Genomic DNA, 16,760 nt, shown 5'->3' with positions numbered 1-16,760 from the left:
TCTATGAGTCACTCAACTACCCCCGAAAGGGATTCCGGCCCGGTCATTACGGAGTGGCGTCCGGAAGATCCGGCGTTCTGGCAACAGCGCGGCCAACGTATAGCCAGTCGTAATCTGTGGATTTCCGTTCCTTGTTTGCTGCTGGCGTTCTGCGTCTGGATGTTGTTCAGCGCCGTCGCCGTTAACCTGCCAAAAGTGGGCTTTACGTTTACTACCGACCAGCTGTTTATGTTAACAGCGTTGCCGGCGCTCTCCGGTGCGTTGCTGCGTGTGCCTTATGCCTTTATGGTGCCGCTATTTGGCGGTCGCCGGTGGACCGCGTTCAGTACCGGGATCATGATTATTCCGTGCGTGTGGCTGGGCTTTGCGGTGCAGGATACCTCTACGCCGTTCAGCGTCTTTGTGATTATCTCTCTGCTGTGTGGCTTTGCGGGCGCTAACTTTGCCTCCAGCATGGCTAACATCAGCTTCTTCTTCCCGAAACAGAAGCAGGGTGGCGCGCTGGGGATTAACGGTGGGCTGGGCAACATGGGCGTCAGCGTCATGCAGCTGATTGCGCCGCTGGCGATCTCGGTTTCTATCTTCGCAGCCTTTGGCGGTGCGGGCGTTGAGCAGGCTGATGGTTCATACCTGTTCCTGCAGAACGCGGCGTGGATCTGGGTGCCTTTCCTGGTGGTATTAACCCTGGCCGCATGGTTCGGCATGAACGATCTGGCGGCGTCGAAAGCCTCCCTGAGCGAACAGCTCCCGGTGCTGAAGCGTGCCCATCTGTGGATCATGGCGCTGCTCTATCTGGCCACCTTCGGCTCCTTTATCGGCTTCTCCGCCGGGTTTGCGATGCTGTCCAAAACCCAGTTCCCGGACGTGCAGATCCTGCACTACGCCTTCTTCGGCCCGTTCATTGGGGCTCTGGCGCGCTCCACCGGGGGGATGATCTCCGACCGTCTGGGCGGTACCCGCGTGACGCTGGTGAACTTCGTGCTGATGGCAATCTTCTGTGGCCTGCTGTTTATGACCCTGCCGGTTAACGGCGTGGGCGGCAACTTTGGCGCCTTCTTCGCGGTGTTTATGGTGCTGTTCCTGACCGCCGGGCTGGGTAGCGCCTCGACCTTCCAGATGATCTCGGTGATCTTCCGTAAGCTGACCATGGACCGCGTCAAAGCGCAGGGCGGCGACGAGCAGCAGGCGATGCGTGAAGCGGCTACCGACACTGCCGCCGCGCTGGGCTTCATCTCTGCGATTGGTGCCATTGGCGGGTTCTTTATCCCTAAAGCATTCGGCATCTCGCTGGACCTGACCGGCTCCCCGGCGGGCGCCATGAAAGTGTTCCTTGTTTTCTATATCGTCTGCGTGTTTGTCACCTGGCTGGTATATGGACGAAATTCTAATAAAAAATAAGTAAGTTTGATTATCCGTTTGCGCGGCCTGGTGCCGCGCTTTTTTTACCCTGATATTAGTTACAACATACTCAAGGGGATAACCCCGGCCGCCGCGCAGCCGCTGTGATCGCCATCGCTAATCAGGGGGCTCTACCCCTTAATACCCCTCCAGGTATCTGCCTCGTGTGCTTTTGTACGATAAATACAAAATATGCATATAAAACAGCAGGTTGATATGTTGGGTTTTGTACCGCTTTAGGGGTAGTCGCGGATTAGCCGCGCTTAACATCCCCCGTTCCTCTTGATCGTTATCAATTCCCACCATCTTTCATAGCGTTACCTTCGCTGCAAATCAGCAATGTCGATTTAGAGAGCCACAGGCTCCATACAGGAGATACCCGATGAGCAAATTTTTGGACCGGTTTCGCTACTTCAAACAGAAGGGTGAGACTTTTGCCGATGGGCACGGCCAGGTTCTGGAGACCAACCGGGACTGGGAAGACGGTTACCGTCAGCGCTGGCAGCATGACAAAGTTGTCCGCTCCACCCACGGCGTAAACTGCACCGGCTCATGCAGCTGGAAGATTTTCGTGAAAAACGGTCTGGTGACCTGGGAAATGCAGCAGACGGACTACCCGCGTACCCGTCCGGATATGCCGAACCACGAACCGCGTGGCTGCCCGCGTGGCGCCAGCTACTCATGGTATCTCTACAGCGCCAACCGTCTGAAATACCCGCTGATGCGTAAGCGCTTGATGAAGATGTGGCGTGAAGCGAAAGTGCAGCACAGCGATCCTGTTGATGCCTGGGCATCCATTATCGAAGACGCCGACAAAGCGAAAAGCTTCAAGCAGGCCCGCGGTCGCGGCGGCTTTGTCCGCTCCTCCTGGCAGGAAGTGAATGAGCTGATTGCCGCCTCTAACGTCTATACCGTCAAAACCTACGGCCCGGACCGTGTTGCAGGCTTCTCGCCGATCCCGGCGATGTCGATGGTCTCCTATGCGTCCGGCGCCCGCTACCTCTCCCTGATTGGCGGAACCTGCCTGAGCTTCTATGACTGGTACTGCGACCTGCCGCCTGCGTCTCCGCAGACCTGGGGTGAGCAGACCGACGTGCCGGAATCCGCTGACTGGTACAACTCCAGCTACATCATCGCCTGGGGCTCTAACGTTCCACAGACCCGTACCCCGGACGCCCACTTCTTTACCGAAGTGCGTTACAAAGGCACCAAAACCGTTGCCGTAACCCCGGACTACGCCGAAATCGCTAAGCTGTGCGACCTGTGGCTGGCACCAAAGCAGGGTACCGATGCCGCGATGGCGCTGGCGATGGGCCACGTGATGCTGCGTGAGTTCCACCTCGACAAGCCAAGCCAGTACTTCACCGACTACGTGCGCAAATATACCGACATGCCGATGCTGGTGATGCTGGAAGAGCGTGACGGTTACTACGCCGCAGGCCGTATGCTGCGTGCCGCTGACCTGGTGGATGCGCTGGGCCAGGAAAACAACCCGGAATGGAAAACTGTTGCTTACAACAGCAATGGCGACATGATTGCTCCGAACGGCTCTATCGGCTTCCGCTGGGGCGAGAAGGGCAAATGGAACCTCGAGCAGCGTGATGGCACCTCAGGCGAAGAGACCGAACTACGCCTGAGCATGCTGGGCAGCCAGGACGAGATCGCTGATGTCGGCTTCCCGTACTTCGGCGGCGAAGGGTCTGAGCACTTCAACAAGGTTGAACTCCAGAACGTCCTGATGCACAAACTGCCGGTGAAACGCCTGCAGCTGGCCGATGGTTCTACCGCGCTGGTGACCACCGTTTACGACCTGACCCTGGCCAACTACGGCCTGGAGCGTGGTCTGAACGATGAAAACTGCGCTACCAGCTACGACGACGTCAAAGCTTACACTCCGGCCTGGGCAGAGCAGATCACCGGTGTTCCGCGGGCGCACATCATCCGTACCGCGCGTGAATTTGCTGATAACGCAGACAAGACCCACGGTCGGTCAATGATCATCGTCGGTGCCGGTCTCAACCACTGGTATCACCTCGATATGAACTATCGTGGCCTGATCAACATGCTGATCTTCTGCGGCTGCGTCGGTCAGAGCGGCGGCGGCTGGGCCCACTATGTCGGCCAGGAAAAACTGCGTCCGCAGACCGGTTGGCAGCCGCTGGCGTTTGCCCTTGACTGGCAGCGTCCGGCACGTCACATGAACAGCACTTCGTACTTCTATAACCACTCCAGCCAGTGGCGCTACGAGACGGTGACTGCCCAGGAGCTGCTCTCCCCGATGGCGGATAAATCCCGCTACAGCGGCCACCTGATCGATTTCAACGTGCGTGCAGAACGCATGGGCTGGCTGCCGTCCGCACCTCAGCTGGGAACCAACCCGCTGCACATTGCGGAAGAGGCGAAGAAAGCCGGGATGACCCCGGTGGATTACACCGTCAAATCCCTGAAAGAGGGCTCGATTCGCTTTGCGGCTGAACAGCCTGAGAACGGTAAAAACCACCCGCGTAACCTGTTCATCTGGCGCTCCAACCTGCTGGGCTCGTCCGGTAAAGGTCACGAGTACATGTTGAAATACCTGCTCGGGACCGAAAACGGTATCCAGGGTAAAGATCTCGGCAAGCAGGGCGGCGTGATGCCTGAAGAGGTGGAGTGGAAAGACAACGGTCTCGACGGCAAACTGGATCTGGTGGTGACTCTGGACTTCCGTCTCTCCAGCACCTGCCTCTACTCCGACATCGTGCTGCCAACCGCCACCTGGTATGAAAAAGACGACATGAATACCTCGGATATGCATCCGTTTATTCATCCGCTGTCTGCTGCCGTTGACCCGGCCTGGGAATCGAAGAGCGACTGGGATATCTACAAAGACATCGCGAAGAAATTCTCCGAAGTCTGCGTGGGCCATCTGGGCAAAGAGACCGACGTGGTCACACTGCCAATCCAGCACGACTCCGCCGCCGAACTGGCGCAGCCGCTGGACGTGAAGGACTGGAAAAAAGGCGAATGCGACCTGATCCCGGGCGTGACAGCACCGCACATCATTCCGGTTGAGCGTGATTATCCGGCAACGTACGAGCGCTTTACCTCTATCGGCCCGCTGATGGAGAAAATCGGTAACGGCGGGAAAGGCATCGCCTGGAACACCCAGACCGAAATGGATCTGCTGCGTAAGCTCAACTACACCAAAGCAGACGGCCCGGCCAAAGGCCAGCCAATGCTGAACACGGCGATTGATGCGGCAGAGATGATCCTGACCCTGGCCCCGGAAACCAACGGCCAGGTGTCGGTGAAGGCCTGGGCTGCGCTGAGTGAATTTACCGGTCGTGACCATACCCATCTGGCGCTGAATAAAGAAGACGAGAAGATCCGCTTCCGCGATATTCAGGCCCAGCCGCGCAAAATTATCTCCAGCCCGACCTGGTCTGGTCTGGAAGATGAGCACGTCTCCTACAACGCCGGTTATACCAACGTTCACGAGCTGATCCCATGGCGCACCCTGACCGGCCGTCAGTCGCTGTATCAGGATCACCAGTGGATGCGTGACTTCGGTGAGAGCCTGCTGGTGTACCGTCCGCCAATCGACACCCGTTCTGTGAAAGCCGTTATGGGCAAGAAATCCAACGGTAACCCGGAGAAGGCGCTGAACTTCCTGACGCCGCACCAGAAGTGGGGTATCCACTCCACCTACAGCGACAACCTGCTGATGCTGACCTTGTCGCGCGGTGGCCCGATTGTCTGGATGAGTGAAGCGGACGCCAAAGATCTGGGTATCGAAGATAACGACTGGATCGAAGTGTTCAACAGCAACGGTGCCCTGACGGCGCGTGCGGTAGTGAGCCAGCGTGTGCCGGCCGGGATGACCATGATGTACCACGCGCAGGAACGTATCGTGAACCTGCCGGGTTCAGAAATCACCGAGCAGCGCGGCGGTATTCACAACTCCGTGACCCGTATTACGCCGAAGCCAACCCACATGATCGGCGGCTATGCGCAGCTGGCCTACGGCTTTAACTACTACGGCACCGTAGGATCGAACCGCGATGAGTTCGTGGTGGTACGTAAGATGAAGAATATTAACTGGTTAGACGGCGAAGGTAATGACCAGGTACAGGAGAGCGTAAAATGAAAATTCGTTCACAAGTCGGCATGGTGCTGAATCTGGATAAATGCATCGGCTGTCATACCTGCTCAGTCACCTGTAAAAATGTCTGGACCAGCCGGGAAGGTATGGAGTACGCCTGGTTCAACAACGTTGAAAGCAAGCCGGGCACCGGCTTCCCGACCGACTGGGAAAACCAGGAAAAGTGGAAGGGCGGCTGGATCCGTAAAATCAACGGCAAACTGCAGCCGCGCATGGGTAACCGCGCGCTGCTGCTGGGTAAAATCTTCGCGAACCCGCATCTGCCGGGCATCGACGATTACTACGAGCCGTTTGATTTTGACTACCAGAACCTGCACAACGCGCCGGAAGGTAAACACCAGCCGATCGCCCGTCCACGCTCGCTGATCACCGGTCAGCGCATGGACAAAATCACCAGCGGGCCAAACTGGGAAGAGATTCTGGGCGGCGAGTTCGAAAAACGCGCCAAAGACCAGAACTTCGAGAACATGCAGAAGGCAATGTACGGCCAGTTCGAAAACACCTTCATGATGTATCTGCCGCGCCTGTGCGAACACTGCCTGAACCCGGCCTGTGTCGCCACCTGCCCGAGCGGTGCCATCTACAAGCGTGAAGAAGACGGCATCGTGCTGATCGACCAGGACAAGTGCCGCGGCTGGCGTATGTGTATCACCGGCTGCCCGTACAAAAAGATCTACTTCAACTGGAAGAGCGGTAAGTCCGAGAAGTGCATCTTCTGCTACCCGCGTATCGAAGCCGGGATGCCAACCGTCTGCTCCGAGAGCTGCGTAGGCCGTATCCGCTACCTCGGCGTGCTGCTGTATGACGCAGATGCGATTGAGAACGCGGCAAGCACCGAGCATGAGAAAGATCTCTATCAGCGTCAGCTGGATGTGTTCCTCGATCCGAACGATCCGAAGGTAATCGCTCAGGCGCTGGCCGACGGCATTCCGCAGAGCGTGATCGACGCAGCGCAGCAGTCGCCGGTCTACAAAATGGCGATGGACTGGAAGCTGGCCCTGCCGCTGCATCCGGAATACCGCACATTGCCGATGGTCTGGTACGTGCCACCGCTGTCGCCGATTCAGTCTGCGGCGGACGCGGGCGAACTGGGCAGCAACGGCATCCTGCCGGATGTCGAAAGCCTGCGTATCCCGGTGCAGTATCTGGCGAACCTGCTGACTGCGGGTGACACCCATCCGGTGCTGCTGGCCCTGAAACGTATGCTGGCGATGCGCCACTTCAAACGTGCGGAAACTGTTGACGGCGTCATCGATACCCGCGCGCTGGAAGAGGTGGGTTTAAGCGAAGCGCAGGCCCAGGAGATGTACCGCTACCTGGCGATTGCTAACTACGAAGATCGTTTCGTGGTGCCGAGTAGCCACCGTGAGCTGGCTCGTGAAGCTTTCCCGGAGAAAAGCGGGTGTGGCTTTACTTTCGGCGACGGTTGCCACGGTTCAGACAATAAATTCAACCTGTTCAACAGCCGCCGCATCGATGCGATGGATGTGACCAGCAAAACGGAGCCGCACCAATGATTGAACTCGTCATTGTTTCGCGTCTGCTCGAGTACCCGGATGCTGCCCTTGCGCAGCATCAACAGGAACTCTTTGATGCACTCGCGTCATCGGAAAACCTGGATAAAGAGGATGCCCAGACACTGGGCGTTTTCCTCCGCGACCTGCTGGCGCGCGATCTTCTGGATGCCCAGTCTGACTACAGCCAGCTGTTTGATCGCGGCCGCGCCACCTCGCTGCTGCTGTTTGAACACGTTCACGGTGAATCCCGCGATCGCGGTCAGGCGATGGTCGATCTGATGGCCCAGTACGAGCAGCACGGTTTGCATCTCGACAGCCGCGAGCTGCCGGATCACCTCCCGCTGTATCTGGAATATCTGGCGCAGCTGCCAAAAGAAGAGGCGCTGGGCGGTTTGCAGGATATCGCGCCGATCCTGGCGTTGCTGGGCGCACGTCTGCAGCAGCGTGAAAGCCGCTATGCAGTGCTGTTCGATCTGCTGGTGAAGCTGGCCAACGCTTCGGTCGACAGTGAAAAAGTGGCGGAGAAAATCGCGGATGAAGCCCGGGATGACACCCCCCAGGCGCTGGATGCGGTCTGGGAAGAGGAGCAGGTGAAGTTCTTTGCTGACCAGAGCTGCGGCGAGTCGGAAATCTCTGCTCACCAGCGTCGTTTTGCCGGTGCCGTTGCCCCGCAATATTTAAATATCTCTACCGGAGGACAGCAATAATGCACTTCCTGAATATGTTCTTCTTCGATATCTATCCGTACATTGCGGGTTCGGTCTTTCTGATTGGTAGCTGGCTGCGTTACGACTACGGTCAGTACACCTGGCGCGCCGCCTCCAGCCAGATGCTGGATCGCAAAGGGATGAACATGGCCTCGAATCTGTTCCACATCGGGATTCTGGGTATCTTTGCCGGTCACTTCCTCGGGATGCTGACCCCGCACTGGATGTATGAATCCTTCCTGCCGATGGACGTGAAGCAGAAGATGGCGATGATTGCCGGGGGCGCCTGCGGCGTGATGACCCTGGTGGGCGGCCTGATGCTGCTGAAACGTCGTCTGTTCAGCCCTCGCGTGCGGGCCACCACCACCGGAGCGGATATTCTGATCCTCTCCCTGCTGATGGTGCAGTGTGCGCTGGGTCTGCTGACCATTCCGTTCTCTGCACAACACATGGACGGCAGCGAAATGCTGAAGCTGGTGGGTTGGGCGCAGTCGGTGGTGACCTTCCACGGCGGGGCGTCTGAGCATCTCGACGGTGTGGCTTTTGTGTTCCGCGTGCACCTGGTGCTGGGTATGACCCTGTTCCTGCTGTTCCCGTTCTCCCGTCTGGTGCATATCTGGAGCGCGCCGGTGGAGTACCTGACGCGCCGGTATCAGATTGTGCGAGCTCGTCGTTAATCCGCTGTTTTAATCGAAACCCCGCTCTGGTGGGGTTTTTTTTCGCCCCAGCCGAGGTTGTTGCCCGCTGCGGCCAACAGAATCAGCGCCCCGCCGGCCAGTTGGGTGAGATTCAGCGAGTGGCCAAACACCAGGTTATCGACAATCAGCGCCACCACCGGGTAGATAAACGACAGTGAGCCGATGATGGGAGTTGGCAGCTTCTGGATGGCGCTGTAGAGCAGCTGATACATGATCCCGGTGTGGACGATGCCCAGCGTCAATAAAATCCCCCACGGGAACTCACCTGATAAAGCGGGCATATGCGCCAGCGGCAGGAGCATCACCACGCCGGTCAGAACCTGAATAAAGGCGATATGCTGCGGTGCAATGGTCTTTAATTTGCGGGTGATGATAGCGGTGAGGGCATAAAAGAAAGCCGCACCCAGCGCGAGGCCGATACCCGCCAGCCATCCCGCCTCATGCCCGCCCGTCAGTTCGCTGGAGAGCAGAATCACCACGCCGCCAAAGGCGAGGAACAGCCAGCCCCATTTCACCAGGCTTACCCGTTCACCCAGCAACATCCCCATCAGCACCAGCATAAAGGGCTGAGTGTTATAGACCACCGTCGACAGGCCGATAGAGATACGCTCAAAGGCGGCGAACAGCAGCAGCCAGTTCACCACCAGCGCGACGCCGCCAAGAACGGCGAGGCCCAACGTGACTTTGGTTAACGGGCTGAAAGGCTGTTTACTGAAACGAATAAAGAGAAACAGCGCAATCGCGCCGATCAGACAGCGCCAGAACACCACCTCTGTTACCGGCAAACCGGAGAGCAAAACAAAGGCTCCAATGGAGCCGGATATCAGCATCGCCAGGCTCATTTGCCAGACGCCCTGTTGGATTTCACGCATCGCACACCTCCTGATTAATGCCCTTATTGTGATAAAAGCTTGTCCGGTTTAACAGCGCCGATCTAAGGTAAAAAACGTTAGTTGGTTTTATAAATTAGGTGAATGCTATGGATTACCTTATCGATGAGATCGACCGCCAGATCCTGGCCTGTCTGGTGGAGGATGCGCGCATGTCGCTGAAGGTGCTGAGCGGCCGGGTGGGGCTGACATCACCCAGCACCGCAGAGCGGTTGAAAAGGCTGGAAGAGCGGGGCGTGGTTCAGGGGTATGGCGCCAGGGTGAATCTGGCAGCGTTAGGCTATACCCTACAGGCGTTGGTACGCGTGCGCCCGCTGCCGGGGTTATTGCATAAGGTGGATAAATATATCCAGGCGATGCCGGAGTGCATTGAAAGCGACAAAGTAACCGGTGAGGACTGTTTTGTTATCAGGCTGGTGGTGCGCTCGATAGAGCAACTGGATACGCTTCTGGATGGGCTGGCAGAGCATGCCCAGTGCAATACGTCGATTGTGAAGAGTTCACCGGTGACGCGTCGATTGCCACCGTTGTAGGGATTTTGCCGGGTGGCGGCTGCGCCTTACCCGGCCTACGATTTGGTTTTGTAGCCCCGGTAAGCGCAGCGCCACCGGGGAGAACAGGTGCGCGGGATCCGAAGAATAGATATTTATTTTGAATTGTTTTTTTAGAGAAGTGATGGTGGTGGGGGAAGGATTCGAACCTTCGAAGTCGATGACGGCAGATTTACAGTCTGCTCCCTTTGGCCGCTCGGGAACCCCACCAGGGGTAATTCAGATTTTGAGGTAAAGCTTGAAGATGGTGGTGGGGGAAGGATTCGAACCTTCGAAGTCGATGACGGCAGATTTACAGTCTGCTCCCTTTGGCCGCTCGGGAACCCCACCACGGGGTAATGCTTTTACTGGCCTGCTTCCTTGTGGGAAGCGGGGCGCATCATATCAAATGACGCGCCCCTGTAAAGACTTCCTTTGCTAAATTGAATCGTTTGCCTGATTTTTACGCATAAAGACGCAAAGCTAATCGATTCATTTTATAAAGGATTAAAGAATAATCGTTCTGTTACCGTAGACAAACACGCGCTGCGCCAGCACCTGATACAGCGCCCGGCTTAAGACATTTTTTTCGACGTCGCGTCCGGCACGCATCATATCTTCCGCCGTGTAGGTGTGATCAACATGAATCACGTCCTGCATGATAATTGGGCCTTCATCCAGATTATCATTCACATAGTGCGCCGTTGCGCCGATGATCTTAACCCCGCGCTCGTACGCCTGGTGATAAGGACGCGCGCCGATAAAGGCTGGCAGGAACGAGTGGTGAATATTGATGATCTTATTCGGGAACCGCGCAACGAAGGATGGCGTCAATACGCGCATGTATTTCGCCAGCACCACGTAATCCGGGTTGTGCGCTTCGATGGCCTGGGCCATTAAATTGTCATGCTCTTCGCGGGTGTGGCCTTCATGGCTCACCAGCTCAAACGGAATATCAAAGCGCTCGACCAGAGTGCGCAGCGTTTCATGATTGCCGATGACCGCGGCGATCTCCACATCCAGACCGCCGTAGTTAGCTTTCATCAGCAGATCGCCCAGGCAGTGCGCCTCTTTGGTGACGAGGATAACTACCCGGCGACGACCGGCTGGCGTCAGCTCGCGCACGGAACCTTCCGGCAGCGCGCCGTCCAGATCGGCCAGCAGCGTCGCGTCGTTGAAAATCCCTTCCAGCTCGGTACGCATAAAGAAGCGGCCGGTACGGTGATCAACAAACTCGTTGTTCTGCACGATGTTCAGTTCATGCTTATAGCAAATGTTGGTAATACGGGCGATCAGCCCTTTCTGGTCGGGACAAATGGTGCGCAGCACTTTGCGTTGTGTTGATTGCATTGCCGGAAAATCCTTTGCGTGTTTGCTGAAACGGTATCGTCAGGCCTTATTGCCCGCAACACTTTTTAAATTTTTTACCTGAACCACAGGGGCAGGGGTCATTACGACCGAACTGCGGACGCGTACCATCAATATAGTACCACCGTCCGCCCTCCTTTAAGAAACGCGAGCGTTCGATGATGGCACCGGCTTTCCCGTGCTCGGTAAAGCGGGCAACAAAACTGACGAACCCCTCGTTCTCGTCTTTGCCTGACGCCGTTTCATACTGGGTCAACCCGGACCATTGCGTATTCGCAAAACCGGATTCGATCTCCTGACGAAAATCAGCAGCATGACATGACGGGTGCCAGGTCTTAACCAGGTAGTCTGCGTCCCGCATCACAAAAGCGGTATAACGGGACCGCATAAGTGAGGCCGGGTCCGGTGCAACCTGTTCACCAGTAAGATATCGCTGGCAACATAGGCTATACTCGTGAGCGCTACCGCAGGGACAGAGTTGAGACACGATTCTCTTCCTGAAACAATAAATGAATAAATGGCGCATAACGCCAGGGTGGCACTATGTTAACCGAGCGGTTGCAATGACGCTATGCCAGGAATCCAGGGGACGTTAAACAGGGCTAATGAGAAAAGTTAAAATCGGACTGGCGTTGGGCTCGGGAGCAGCCCGGGGCTGGTCGCATATTGGTGTGATCAATGCCTTACAACGTTTAGGTATCGAAATAGATATCGTCGCAGGCTGTTCAATAGGTTCTCTGGTGGGGGCCGCCTATTCGTGTGGCAAACTTCCCGAGCTGGAAACCTGGGTACGATCATTTAGCTACTGGGACGTCCTGCGCCTGATGGATCTCTCCTGGCAACGTGGCGGGTTGTTACGCGGTGAGCGCGTCTTCAACCGTTTTCGCCAGGTGATGCCTCTGACCGAATTCTCCAGCTGCCAGATGCCTTTCGGTGCGGTCGCGACCAACCTCAGCACCGGCCGGGAAATCTGGTTCACCGAAGGCGATATTCATCTTGCCGTACGCGCCTCCTGCAGTATGCCGGGCCTGATGGCGCCGGTTCCGCACAACGGCTACTGGCTGGTGGACGGCGGTGTTGTCAATCCTGTGCCCATTTCTCTGACCCGCGCGATGGGGGCCGATATCGTGATTGCGGTCGATCTCCAGCATGATGCGCATCTGATGCAGCAGGACCTGATGCCGGTGAATACCCAAACGGATGACGGCGCACTTGACGATCTAGCGTGGCATGAAAAGCTGCGCGGACGTCTTAGCCGTGTGGCGACGCGTAAACGGGTCGCTGCGCCGACCGCTATGGAAATTATGACCACCTCGATTCAGGTGCTGGAAAATCGCCTGAAACGCAATCGAATGGCGGGTGACCCGCCGGATATATTGATTCAACCTTTTTGTCCACAAATCTCAACGCTCGATTTCCATCGCGCAGAGGCGGCAATCACCGCTGGCGCGCAGGCCGTCGAAAAGAAAATGGATGAATTATTACCTTTGGTGCGGGCTTCTGCCTGAGCACGCTTTTTTTGATTACTTCAGCAAAATCTGACAGGCGATAGTACCGATAGCATGCCACTATTGATCTATTGTCAGCGCCGGGAGAGACCATGACACAGCCATTAGCCGGGAAACAAATTCTTATAGTTGAAGACGAGCCTGTTTTCCGCTCACTACTGGATTCGTGGCTTTCATCACTGGGAGCAACAACAGCACTCGCAGGGGATGGTGTCGACGCCCTTGAAAAAATGGCGGGACTAAAGCCCGATCTGATGATTTGTGATATCGCCATGCCGCGGATGAACGGTCTGAAGCTGGTGGAGCATTTACGTAACGCAGGGGATCAGATCCCTATCCTCGTCATTTCTGCGACCGAGAATATGGCTGATATCGCGAAAGCGTTGCGTCTGGGCGTGCAGGATGTCCTGCTCAAGCCGGTGAAAGATCTTAATCGCCTGCGTGAAACCGTCCTCGCATGCCTCTATCCCAATATGTTTAATTCGCGGGTAGAAGAGGAAGAGCGACTTTTTCAGGACTGGGATGCGCTGGTTAATAACCCTACTGCGGCGGCAAAGCTTTTACAGGAACTGCAGCCGCCAGTGCAACAGAACATCTCCGGATGCAAAGTGAATTACCGTCAGTTGATGGCTGCCGATCAACATGGCCTGGTGCTGGATATCGCTCCGTTATCCGATAACGATCTGGCGTTTTATTGTCTGGACGTTACCCGGGCGGGGGATAATGGCGTGCTGGCGGCGTTATTATTACGCGCCCTGTTCAATGGTTTACTTCAGGAACAACTCTCGCATCAGGGACAACGGTTGCCAGAGTTAGGGAGTTTACTTAAACAGGTAAATCAGCTGCTGCGTCAGGCAAGTTTGCCCGGGCAATTCCCGTTACTGGTTGGTTATTACCACAGCGGCCTGAAAAATTTGATTCTGGTCTCGGCCGGACTTAATGCCACGCTTAATACTGGCGAACATCATATTCAGGTCAGCAACGGTGTTCCGTTAGGAACGTTAGGCAACACCTATCTTAATCAAATAAGCCACCGCTGTACTTCATGGCAATGCCAAATTTGGGGTACGGGAGGACGGTTGCGCTTAATGTTGTCCACGGAATAATCAGTTGGAATTTAAACGGTAGATAGCTTTACCGTCGTTTCACCGGCAATGCTACTATCGGGACAAGTTTTCATTCGTATTTATCCTAATTAAGCGGTAGCGCGTCCTTTTCAGACCCGGACCTCATCCTCTGGCTGATATACTGAACGCGTTATTAATGCAGACTAAAGTTCAAAACATGAACAGTTCAGGAGAGTTTCAATGGCTGCCGTAAATTCGAAAGTGACAAAGGCCGTTATCCCGGTTGCCGGGTTGGGAACCAGGATGCTGCCAGCAACGAAGGCAATTCCAAAAGAGATGCTGCCACTCGTTGATAAGCCATTAATCCAGTATGTGGTCAACGAATGTATTGCCGCCGGCATTACTGAAATTGTGCTGGTAACACATTCATCCAAAAACTCTATCGAAAACCATTTCGATACCAGTTTTGAACTTGAAGCCATGCTGGAAAAACGCGTTAAGCGTCAGCTTTTACAGGAAGTGCAGTCTATTTGCCCGCCGCACGTGACTATTATGCAGGTCCGTCAGGGTCTGGCAAAAGGTCTGGGTCATGCAGTGCTGTGTGCTCATCCGGTTGTGGGTAACGAGCCAGTGGCGGTTATTTTGCCGGACGTTATTCTCGACGAGTTTGAATCCGATCTGTCTCAGGATAACCTGGCAGAAATGATTAAACGTTTCGACGAAACGGGCAGCAGCCAGATCATGGTTGAACCGGTTGAAGACGTGACCGCTTACGGTGTTGTCGACTGCAAAGGCGTTGAAATGAACCCGGGCGACAGCGTGCCAATGGTGGGCGTGGTTGAGAAGCCAAAAGCCGACGTAGCGCCGTCTAATCTGGCTGTGGTAGGGCGTTATGTCCTGAGTGCAGAGATTTGGCCGCTGCTGGCGAAAACGCCTCCAGGCGCCGGGGATGAAATCCAGCTGACCGATGGCATCGACATGCTGATCGAGAAAGAGACCGTTGAAGCCTACCATATGAAAGGTAAGAGCCACGACTGCGGTAATAAACTCGGTTACATGCAGGCCTTCGTTGAATATGGTGTTCGCCACCAGACCCTGGGTGAAGAATTTAAAGGCTGGCTGAAAGAGACGCTGGGCATTAAAAACTAACCAGACGCTAATGCGTTAAGCAAAAACCGGTGACAGCATGGCTATCACCGGTTTTTTTATGCGTCTTTTCAGCCTGGCCGCTCGGGAGCAGGTGAATAGCATCGCCTGAGTTATATATGACAGTATGTAACGGAATGTCACGCCGTATAAAATACAGGCATAAAAAATCCCGCATTAAGCGGGATTTTTCTGATAACTCTCTGACTTATTCCTTAATCAGGAAGTCGTCCAGTTGTTTGCCTTCTTCTTCCATCGCTTTCTTGATAACAGCTGGAGTACGACCCTGGCCGGTCCAGGTTTTAGATTCGCCGTTCTCATCGATGTAGCTATATTTAGCTGGACGCGCAGCGCGTTTAGCTTTGGTGCCTGTTTTAGCAGCAGCCATGCTGTTCAGCAATTCGTTTGGATCAATACCATCAGCGATCAGCATTTCACGATATTGCTGCAGTTTACGCGTACGTTCTTCGATTTCAGCAGCCGCGGCATTTTCTTCTTCACGGCGCTCGTTTACAACGACTTCTAATTTCTCCAGCATTTCTTCAAGCGTTTCCAGAGTACATTCTCTCGCCTGGGCACGAAGAGTACGGATGTTGTTCAGAATTTTAAGTGCTTCGCTCATTGTAGTAATCTCAAACTTATAATGTGGGGGGTTTGTTGAAGTAATAATAGAGGCATAAATTGATATATGCAATAGGTCAGAATGTAAGGAATTCAAAAAACGCCTAATATTTGGCATTATTATTAATAACGCTAACTTAAATTTCCGTGGCCAAAAGAGGGGAGTGTTATCAAAAGATGCGTTGTAAACCTGACGGGGAACGCATCTTTTGAGAGTAATTTTCTTCGGGATTATTGTTACTGCGGATAAATATCAACCTTTTGTATTAGTGCCGAAAACAGGGTTGCTCGCTGAAACTGTTAATTATTCCGGCTTCAATTCTGACCCCGTAACGACATTAAAATAACAGATTTTTCCTGAACTTACCGTTTTTAAAACCGTACTGTAATTCATGTTTTTACCGGCCTTTATCACCGTCTGGTGTATATCCCTTCAGCGGTTAAAATGTTCCGCACCGCCTGCAAAGCGCGCTGCAGCACGGAAGACCAGACAAAATATGGTACAATCGCGCATCGGTAATAATACACATTGATTAGGGTTTAACGGCCAATGGCACAACTGTATTTCTACTATTCAGCAATGAACGCAGGTAAGTCGACCGCATTACTGCAATCCTCCTACAATTACCAGGAGCGCGGAATGCAGACCCTCGTTTACACCGCAGAGATCGATGACCGTTTTGGTAGCGGAAAGGTTAGCTCGCGAATTGGTCTCTCGTCGCCGGCAAAGCTATATAACCCGCAAACCAATCTGCTGGACGAGATCCGCGCAGAGGTTGCCAGTCAGGCTATACATTGTGTGCTGGTGGATGAGAGCCAGTTTTTAACCCGCCAGCAGGTGCATGAGTTGTCCGAGGTGGTCGACGAGCTGGATATTCCGGTGCTCTGTTATGGCCTGCGTACTGATTTCCGCGGTGAACTGTTTATTGGCAGCCAGTATTTACTGGCCTGGTCGGATAAACTGGTTGAATTGAAAACTATCTGTTTCTGCGGCCGTAAAGCGAGTATGGTGCTGCGCCTGGATCAGGCGGGCACACCCTATGCGGAAGGTGAACAGGTGGTGATTGGCGGCAATGAACGCTATGTCTCAGTCTGCCGTAAGCATTATAAAGAGGCGCTGGTTGTGGGCTCTCTGACGGCCATTCAGGAAGCCTGTCGTCGTTAACGAC

General features: G+C 54.7%; 14 protein-coding genes and 2 tRNA genes. 10 read left to right on the top strand and 6 right to left on the bottom strand.

Annotation, left to right across the window (positions count from 1 at the left end; translation table 11 throughout):
• Nucleotides 1-3 precede the first annotated feature (3 nt).
• The 5 genes from SOM40_RS13255 (at nucleotide 4) to narI (ending at nucleotide 8,440) form a co-directional block, all read left to right on the top strand.
• The gene (locus SOM40_RS13255) at nucleotides 4-1,398 is read left to right on the top strand and encodes a NarK family nitrate/nitrite MFS transporter (RefSeq protein ID WP_106993199.1); all 1,395 of its coding nucleotides are present in this window, start codon (nucleotides 4-6) and stop codon (nucleotides 1,396-1,398) included.
• 382 nt (nucleotides 1,399-1,780) lie between these two features.
• Complete coding sequence (locus SOM40_RS13250; RefSeq protein WP_320530111.1) at nucleotides 1,781-5,524, top strand: nitrate reductase subunit alpha; 3,744 nt, start codon at nucleotides 1,781-1,783, stop codon at nucleotides 5,522-5,524.
• The gene (gene narH / locus SOM40_RS13245) at nucleotides 5,521-7,056 is read left to right on the top strand and encodes a nitrate reductase subunit beta (RefSeq protein ID WP_320530110.1); all 1,536 of its coding nucleotides are present in this window, start codon (nucleotides 5,521-5,523) and stop codon (nucleotides 7,054-7,056) included. The genes SOM40_RS13250 and narH overlap by 4 nt, the downstream gene beginning before the upstream one ends.
• Nucleotides 7,053-7,763, top strand: a complete 711-nt coding sequence (gene narJ / locus SOM40_RS13240) for a nitrate reductase molybdenum cofactor assembly chaperone (protein ID WP_166182711.1) — start codon at nucleotides 7,053-7,055, stop codon at nucleotides 7,761-7,763. The genes narH and narJ overlap by 4 nt, the downstream gene beginning before the upstream one ends.
• Nucleotides 7,763-8,440, top strand: a complete 678-nt coding sequence (gene narI / locus SOM40_RS13235; RefSeq protein ID WP_106993195.1) for a respiratory nitrate reductase subunit gamma — start codon at nucleotides 7,763-7,765, stop codon at nucleotides 8,438-8,440. Before narJ ends, narI begins: the two co-directional genes overlap by 1 nt.
• On the opposite strand, the gene SOM40_RS13230 is transcribed toward narI, so the two are convergent.
• On the bottom strand, nucleotides 8,437-9,333 hold the full coding sequence (locus tag SOM40_RS13230; RefSeq protein WP_320530109.1) for a DMT family transporter: 897 nt from the start codon (nucleotides 9,331-9,333) through the stop codon (nucleotides 8,437-8,439). The two genes, narI and SOM40_RS13230, sit on opposite strands and share 4 nt — an antisense overlap.
• 107 nt (nucleotides 9,334-9,440) lie before the next feature.
• Between SOM40_RS13230 and SOM40_RS13225 the strand changes: the two genes are divergently transcribed.
• Complete coding sequence (locus SOM40_RS13225) at nucleotides 9,441-9,884, top strand: Lrp/AsnC family transcriptional regulator (RefSeq protein WP_261643886.1); 444 nt, start codon at nucleotides 9,441-9,443, stop codon at nucleotides 9,882-9,884.
• 143 nt (nucleotides 9,885-10,027) lie between these two features.
• Here the strand turns inward: SOM40_RS13225 and SOM40_RS13220 are convergent.
• The 4 genes from SOM40_RS13220 to SOM40_RS13205 all read right to left on the bottom strand — a co-directional run bounded on the left by SOM40_RS13220 (nucleotide 10,028) and on the right by SOM40_RS13205 (nucleotide 11,736).
• A tRNA-Tyr gene (locus SOM40_RS13220) sits at nucleotides 10,028-10,112 on the bottom strand.
• A 35-nt stretch (nucleotides 10,113-10,147) separates the two neighbouring features.
• Nucleotides 10,148-10,232 (bottom strand) — tRNA-Tyr (locus tag SOM40_RS13215).
• Nucleotides 10,233-10,388: 156 nt separating this feature from the next.
• Nucleotides 10,389-11,231: a formyltetrahydrofolate deformylase gene (gene purU / locus SOM40_RS13210; RefSeq protein WP_032611289.1), complete on the bottom strand. Its 843-nt coding sequence runs from the start codon at nucleotides 11,229-11,231 to the stop codon at nucleotides 10,389-10,391.
• 46 nt (nucleotides 11,232-11,277) lie between these two features.
• Complete coding sequence (locus SOM40_RS13205; RefSeq protein WP_166182708.1) at nucleotides 11,278-11,736, bottom strand: YchJ family protein; 459 nt, start codon at nucleotides 11,734-11,736, stop codon at nucleotides 11,278-11,280.
• 118 nt (nucleotides 11,737-11,854) lie between these two features.
• On the opposite strand from SOM40_RS13205, the gene rssA reads away from it, so the two are divergent.
• From rssA to galU, 3 genes are all read left to right on the top strand, one after another.
• Nucleotides 11,855-12,757 carry a patatin-like phospholipase RssA gene (gene rssA, locus SOM40_RS13200; RefSeq protein WP_166182707.1) on the top strand — a complete coding sequence of 301 codons (903 nt, stop codon included), beginning with the start codon at nucleotides 11,855-11,857 and terminating at the stop codon, nucleotides 12,755-12,757.
• A gap of 92 nt (nucleotides 12,758-12,849) precedes the next feature.
• On the top strand, nucleotides 12,850-13,863 hold the full coding sequence (gene rssB / locus SOM40_RS13195; RefSeq protein WP_106993189.1) for a two-component system response regulator RssB: 1,014 nt from the start codon (nucleotides 12,850-12,852) through the stop codon (nucleotides 13,861-13,863).
• A gap of 201 nt (nucleotides 13,864-14,064) precedes the next feature.
• Nucleotides 14,065-14,973, top strand: coding sequence for a UTP--glucose-1-phosphate uridylyltransferase GalU (gene galU / locus SOM40_RS13190; RefSeq protein WP_106993188.1), 909 nt, complete (start codon nucleotides 14,065-14,067; stop codon nucleotides 14,971-14,973).
• Nucleotides 14,974-15,178: 205 nt separating this feature from the next.
• Here galU and hns read toward each other — a convergent pair whose 3' ends face one another.
• Nucleotides 15,179-15,592, bottom strand: coding sequence for a histone-like nucleoid-structuring protein H-NS (gene hns / locus SOM40_RS13185; protein ID WP_106993187.1), 414 nt, complete (start codon nucleotides 15,590-15,592; stop codon nucleotides 15,179-15,181).
• A gap of 549 nt (nucleotides 15,593-16,141) precedes the next feature.
• Between hns and tdk the strand changes: the two genes are divergently transcribed.
• Nucleotides 16,142-16,756, top strand: coding sequence for a thymidine kinase (gene tdk / locus SOM40_RS13180; protein ID WP_225758603.1), 615 nt, complete (start codon nucleotides 16,142-16,144; stop codon nucleotides 16,754-16,756).
• The last annotated feature ends 4 nt before the right edge of the window (nucleotides 16,757-16,760 follow it).

Origin of the sequence: Leclercia sp. CFBP8987 (assembly GCF_034044995.2) — a bacterium.
Lineage (GTDB): Bacteria > Pseudomonadota > Gammaproteobacteria > Enterobacterales > Enterobacteriaceae > Enterobacter > Enterobacter tamurae.
This window is presented reverse-complemented; position numbering and strand designations above follow the sequence as displayed.

Excerpts from the sequence above, each read along its gene's own strand:
- hns (WP_106993187.1), bottom strand. The coding sequence starts at position 15,592 with ATGAGCGAAGCACTTAAAATTCTGAACAACATCCGTACTCTTCGTGCC.
- narI (WP_106993195.1), top strand. The coding sequence starts at position 7,763 with ATGCACTTCCTGAATATGTTCTTCTTCGATATCTATCCGTACATTGCG.
- galU (WP_106993188.1), top strand. The coding sequence starts at position 14,065 with ATGGCTGCCGTAAATTCGAAAGTGACAAAGGCCGTTATCCCGGTTGCC.
- SOM40_RS13250 (WP_320530111.1), top strand. The coding sequence starts at position 1,781 with ATGAGCAAATTTTTGGACCGGTTTCGCTACTTCAAACAGAAGGGTGAG.
- rssB (WP_106993189.1), top strand. The coding sequence starts at position 12,850 with ATGACACAGCCATTAGCCGGGAAACAAATTCTTATAGTTGAAGACGAG.
- purU (WP_032611289.1), bottom strand. The coding sequence starts at position 11,231 with ATGCAATCAACACAACGCAAAGTGCTGCGCACCATTTGTCCCGACCAG.
- rssA (WP_166182707.1), top strand. The coding sequence starts at position 11,855 with ATGAGAAAAGTTAAAATCGGACTGGCGTTGGGCTCGGGAGCAGCCCGG.
- SOM40_RS13230 (WP_320530109.1), bottom strand. The coding sequence starts at position 9,333 with ATGCGTGAAATCCAACAGGGCGTCTGGCAAATGAGCCTGGCGATGCTG.
- narJ (WP_166182711.1), top strand. The coding sequence starts at position 7,053 with ATGATTGAACTCGTCATTGTTTCGCGTCTGCTCGAGTACCCGGATGCT.
- tdk (WP_225758603.1), top strand. The coding sequence starts at position 16,142 with ATGGCACAACTGTATTTCTACTATTCAGCAATGAACGCAGGTAAGTCG.
- SOM40_RS13255 (WP_106993199.1), top strand. The coding sequence starts at position 4 with ATGAGTCACTCAACTACCCCCGAAAGGGATTCCGGCCCGGTCATTACG.
- SOM40_RS13225 (WP_261643886.1), top strand. The coding sequence starts at position 9,441 with ATGGATTACCTTATCGATGAGATCGACCGCCAGATCCTGGCCTGTCTG.
- narH (WP_320530110.1), top strand. The coding sequence starts at position 5,521 with ATGAAAATTCGTTCACAAGTCGGCATGGTGCTGAATCTGGATAAATGC.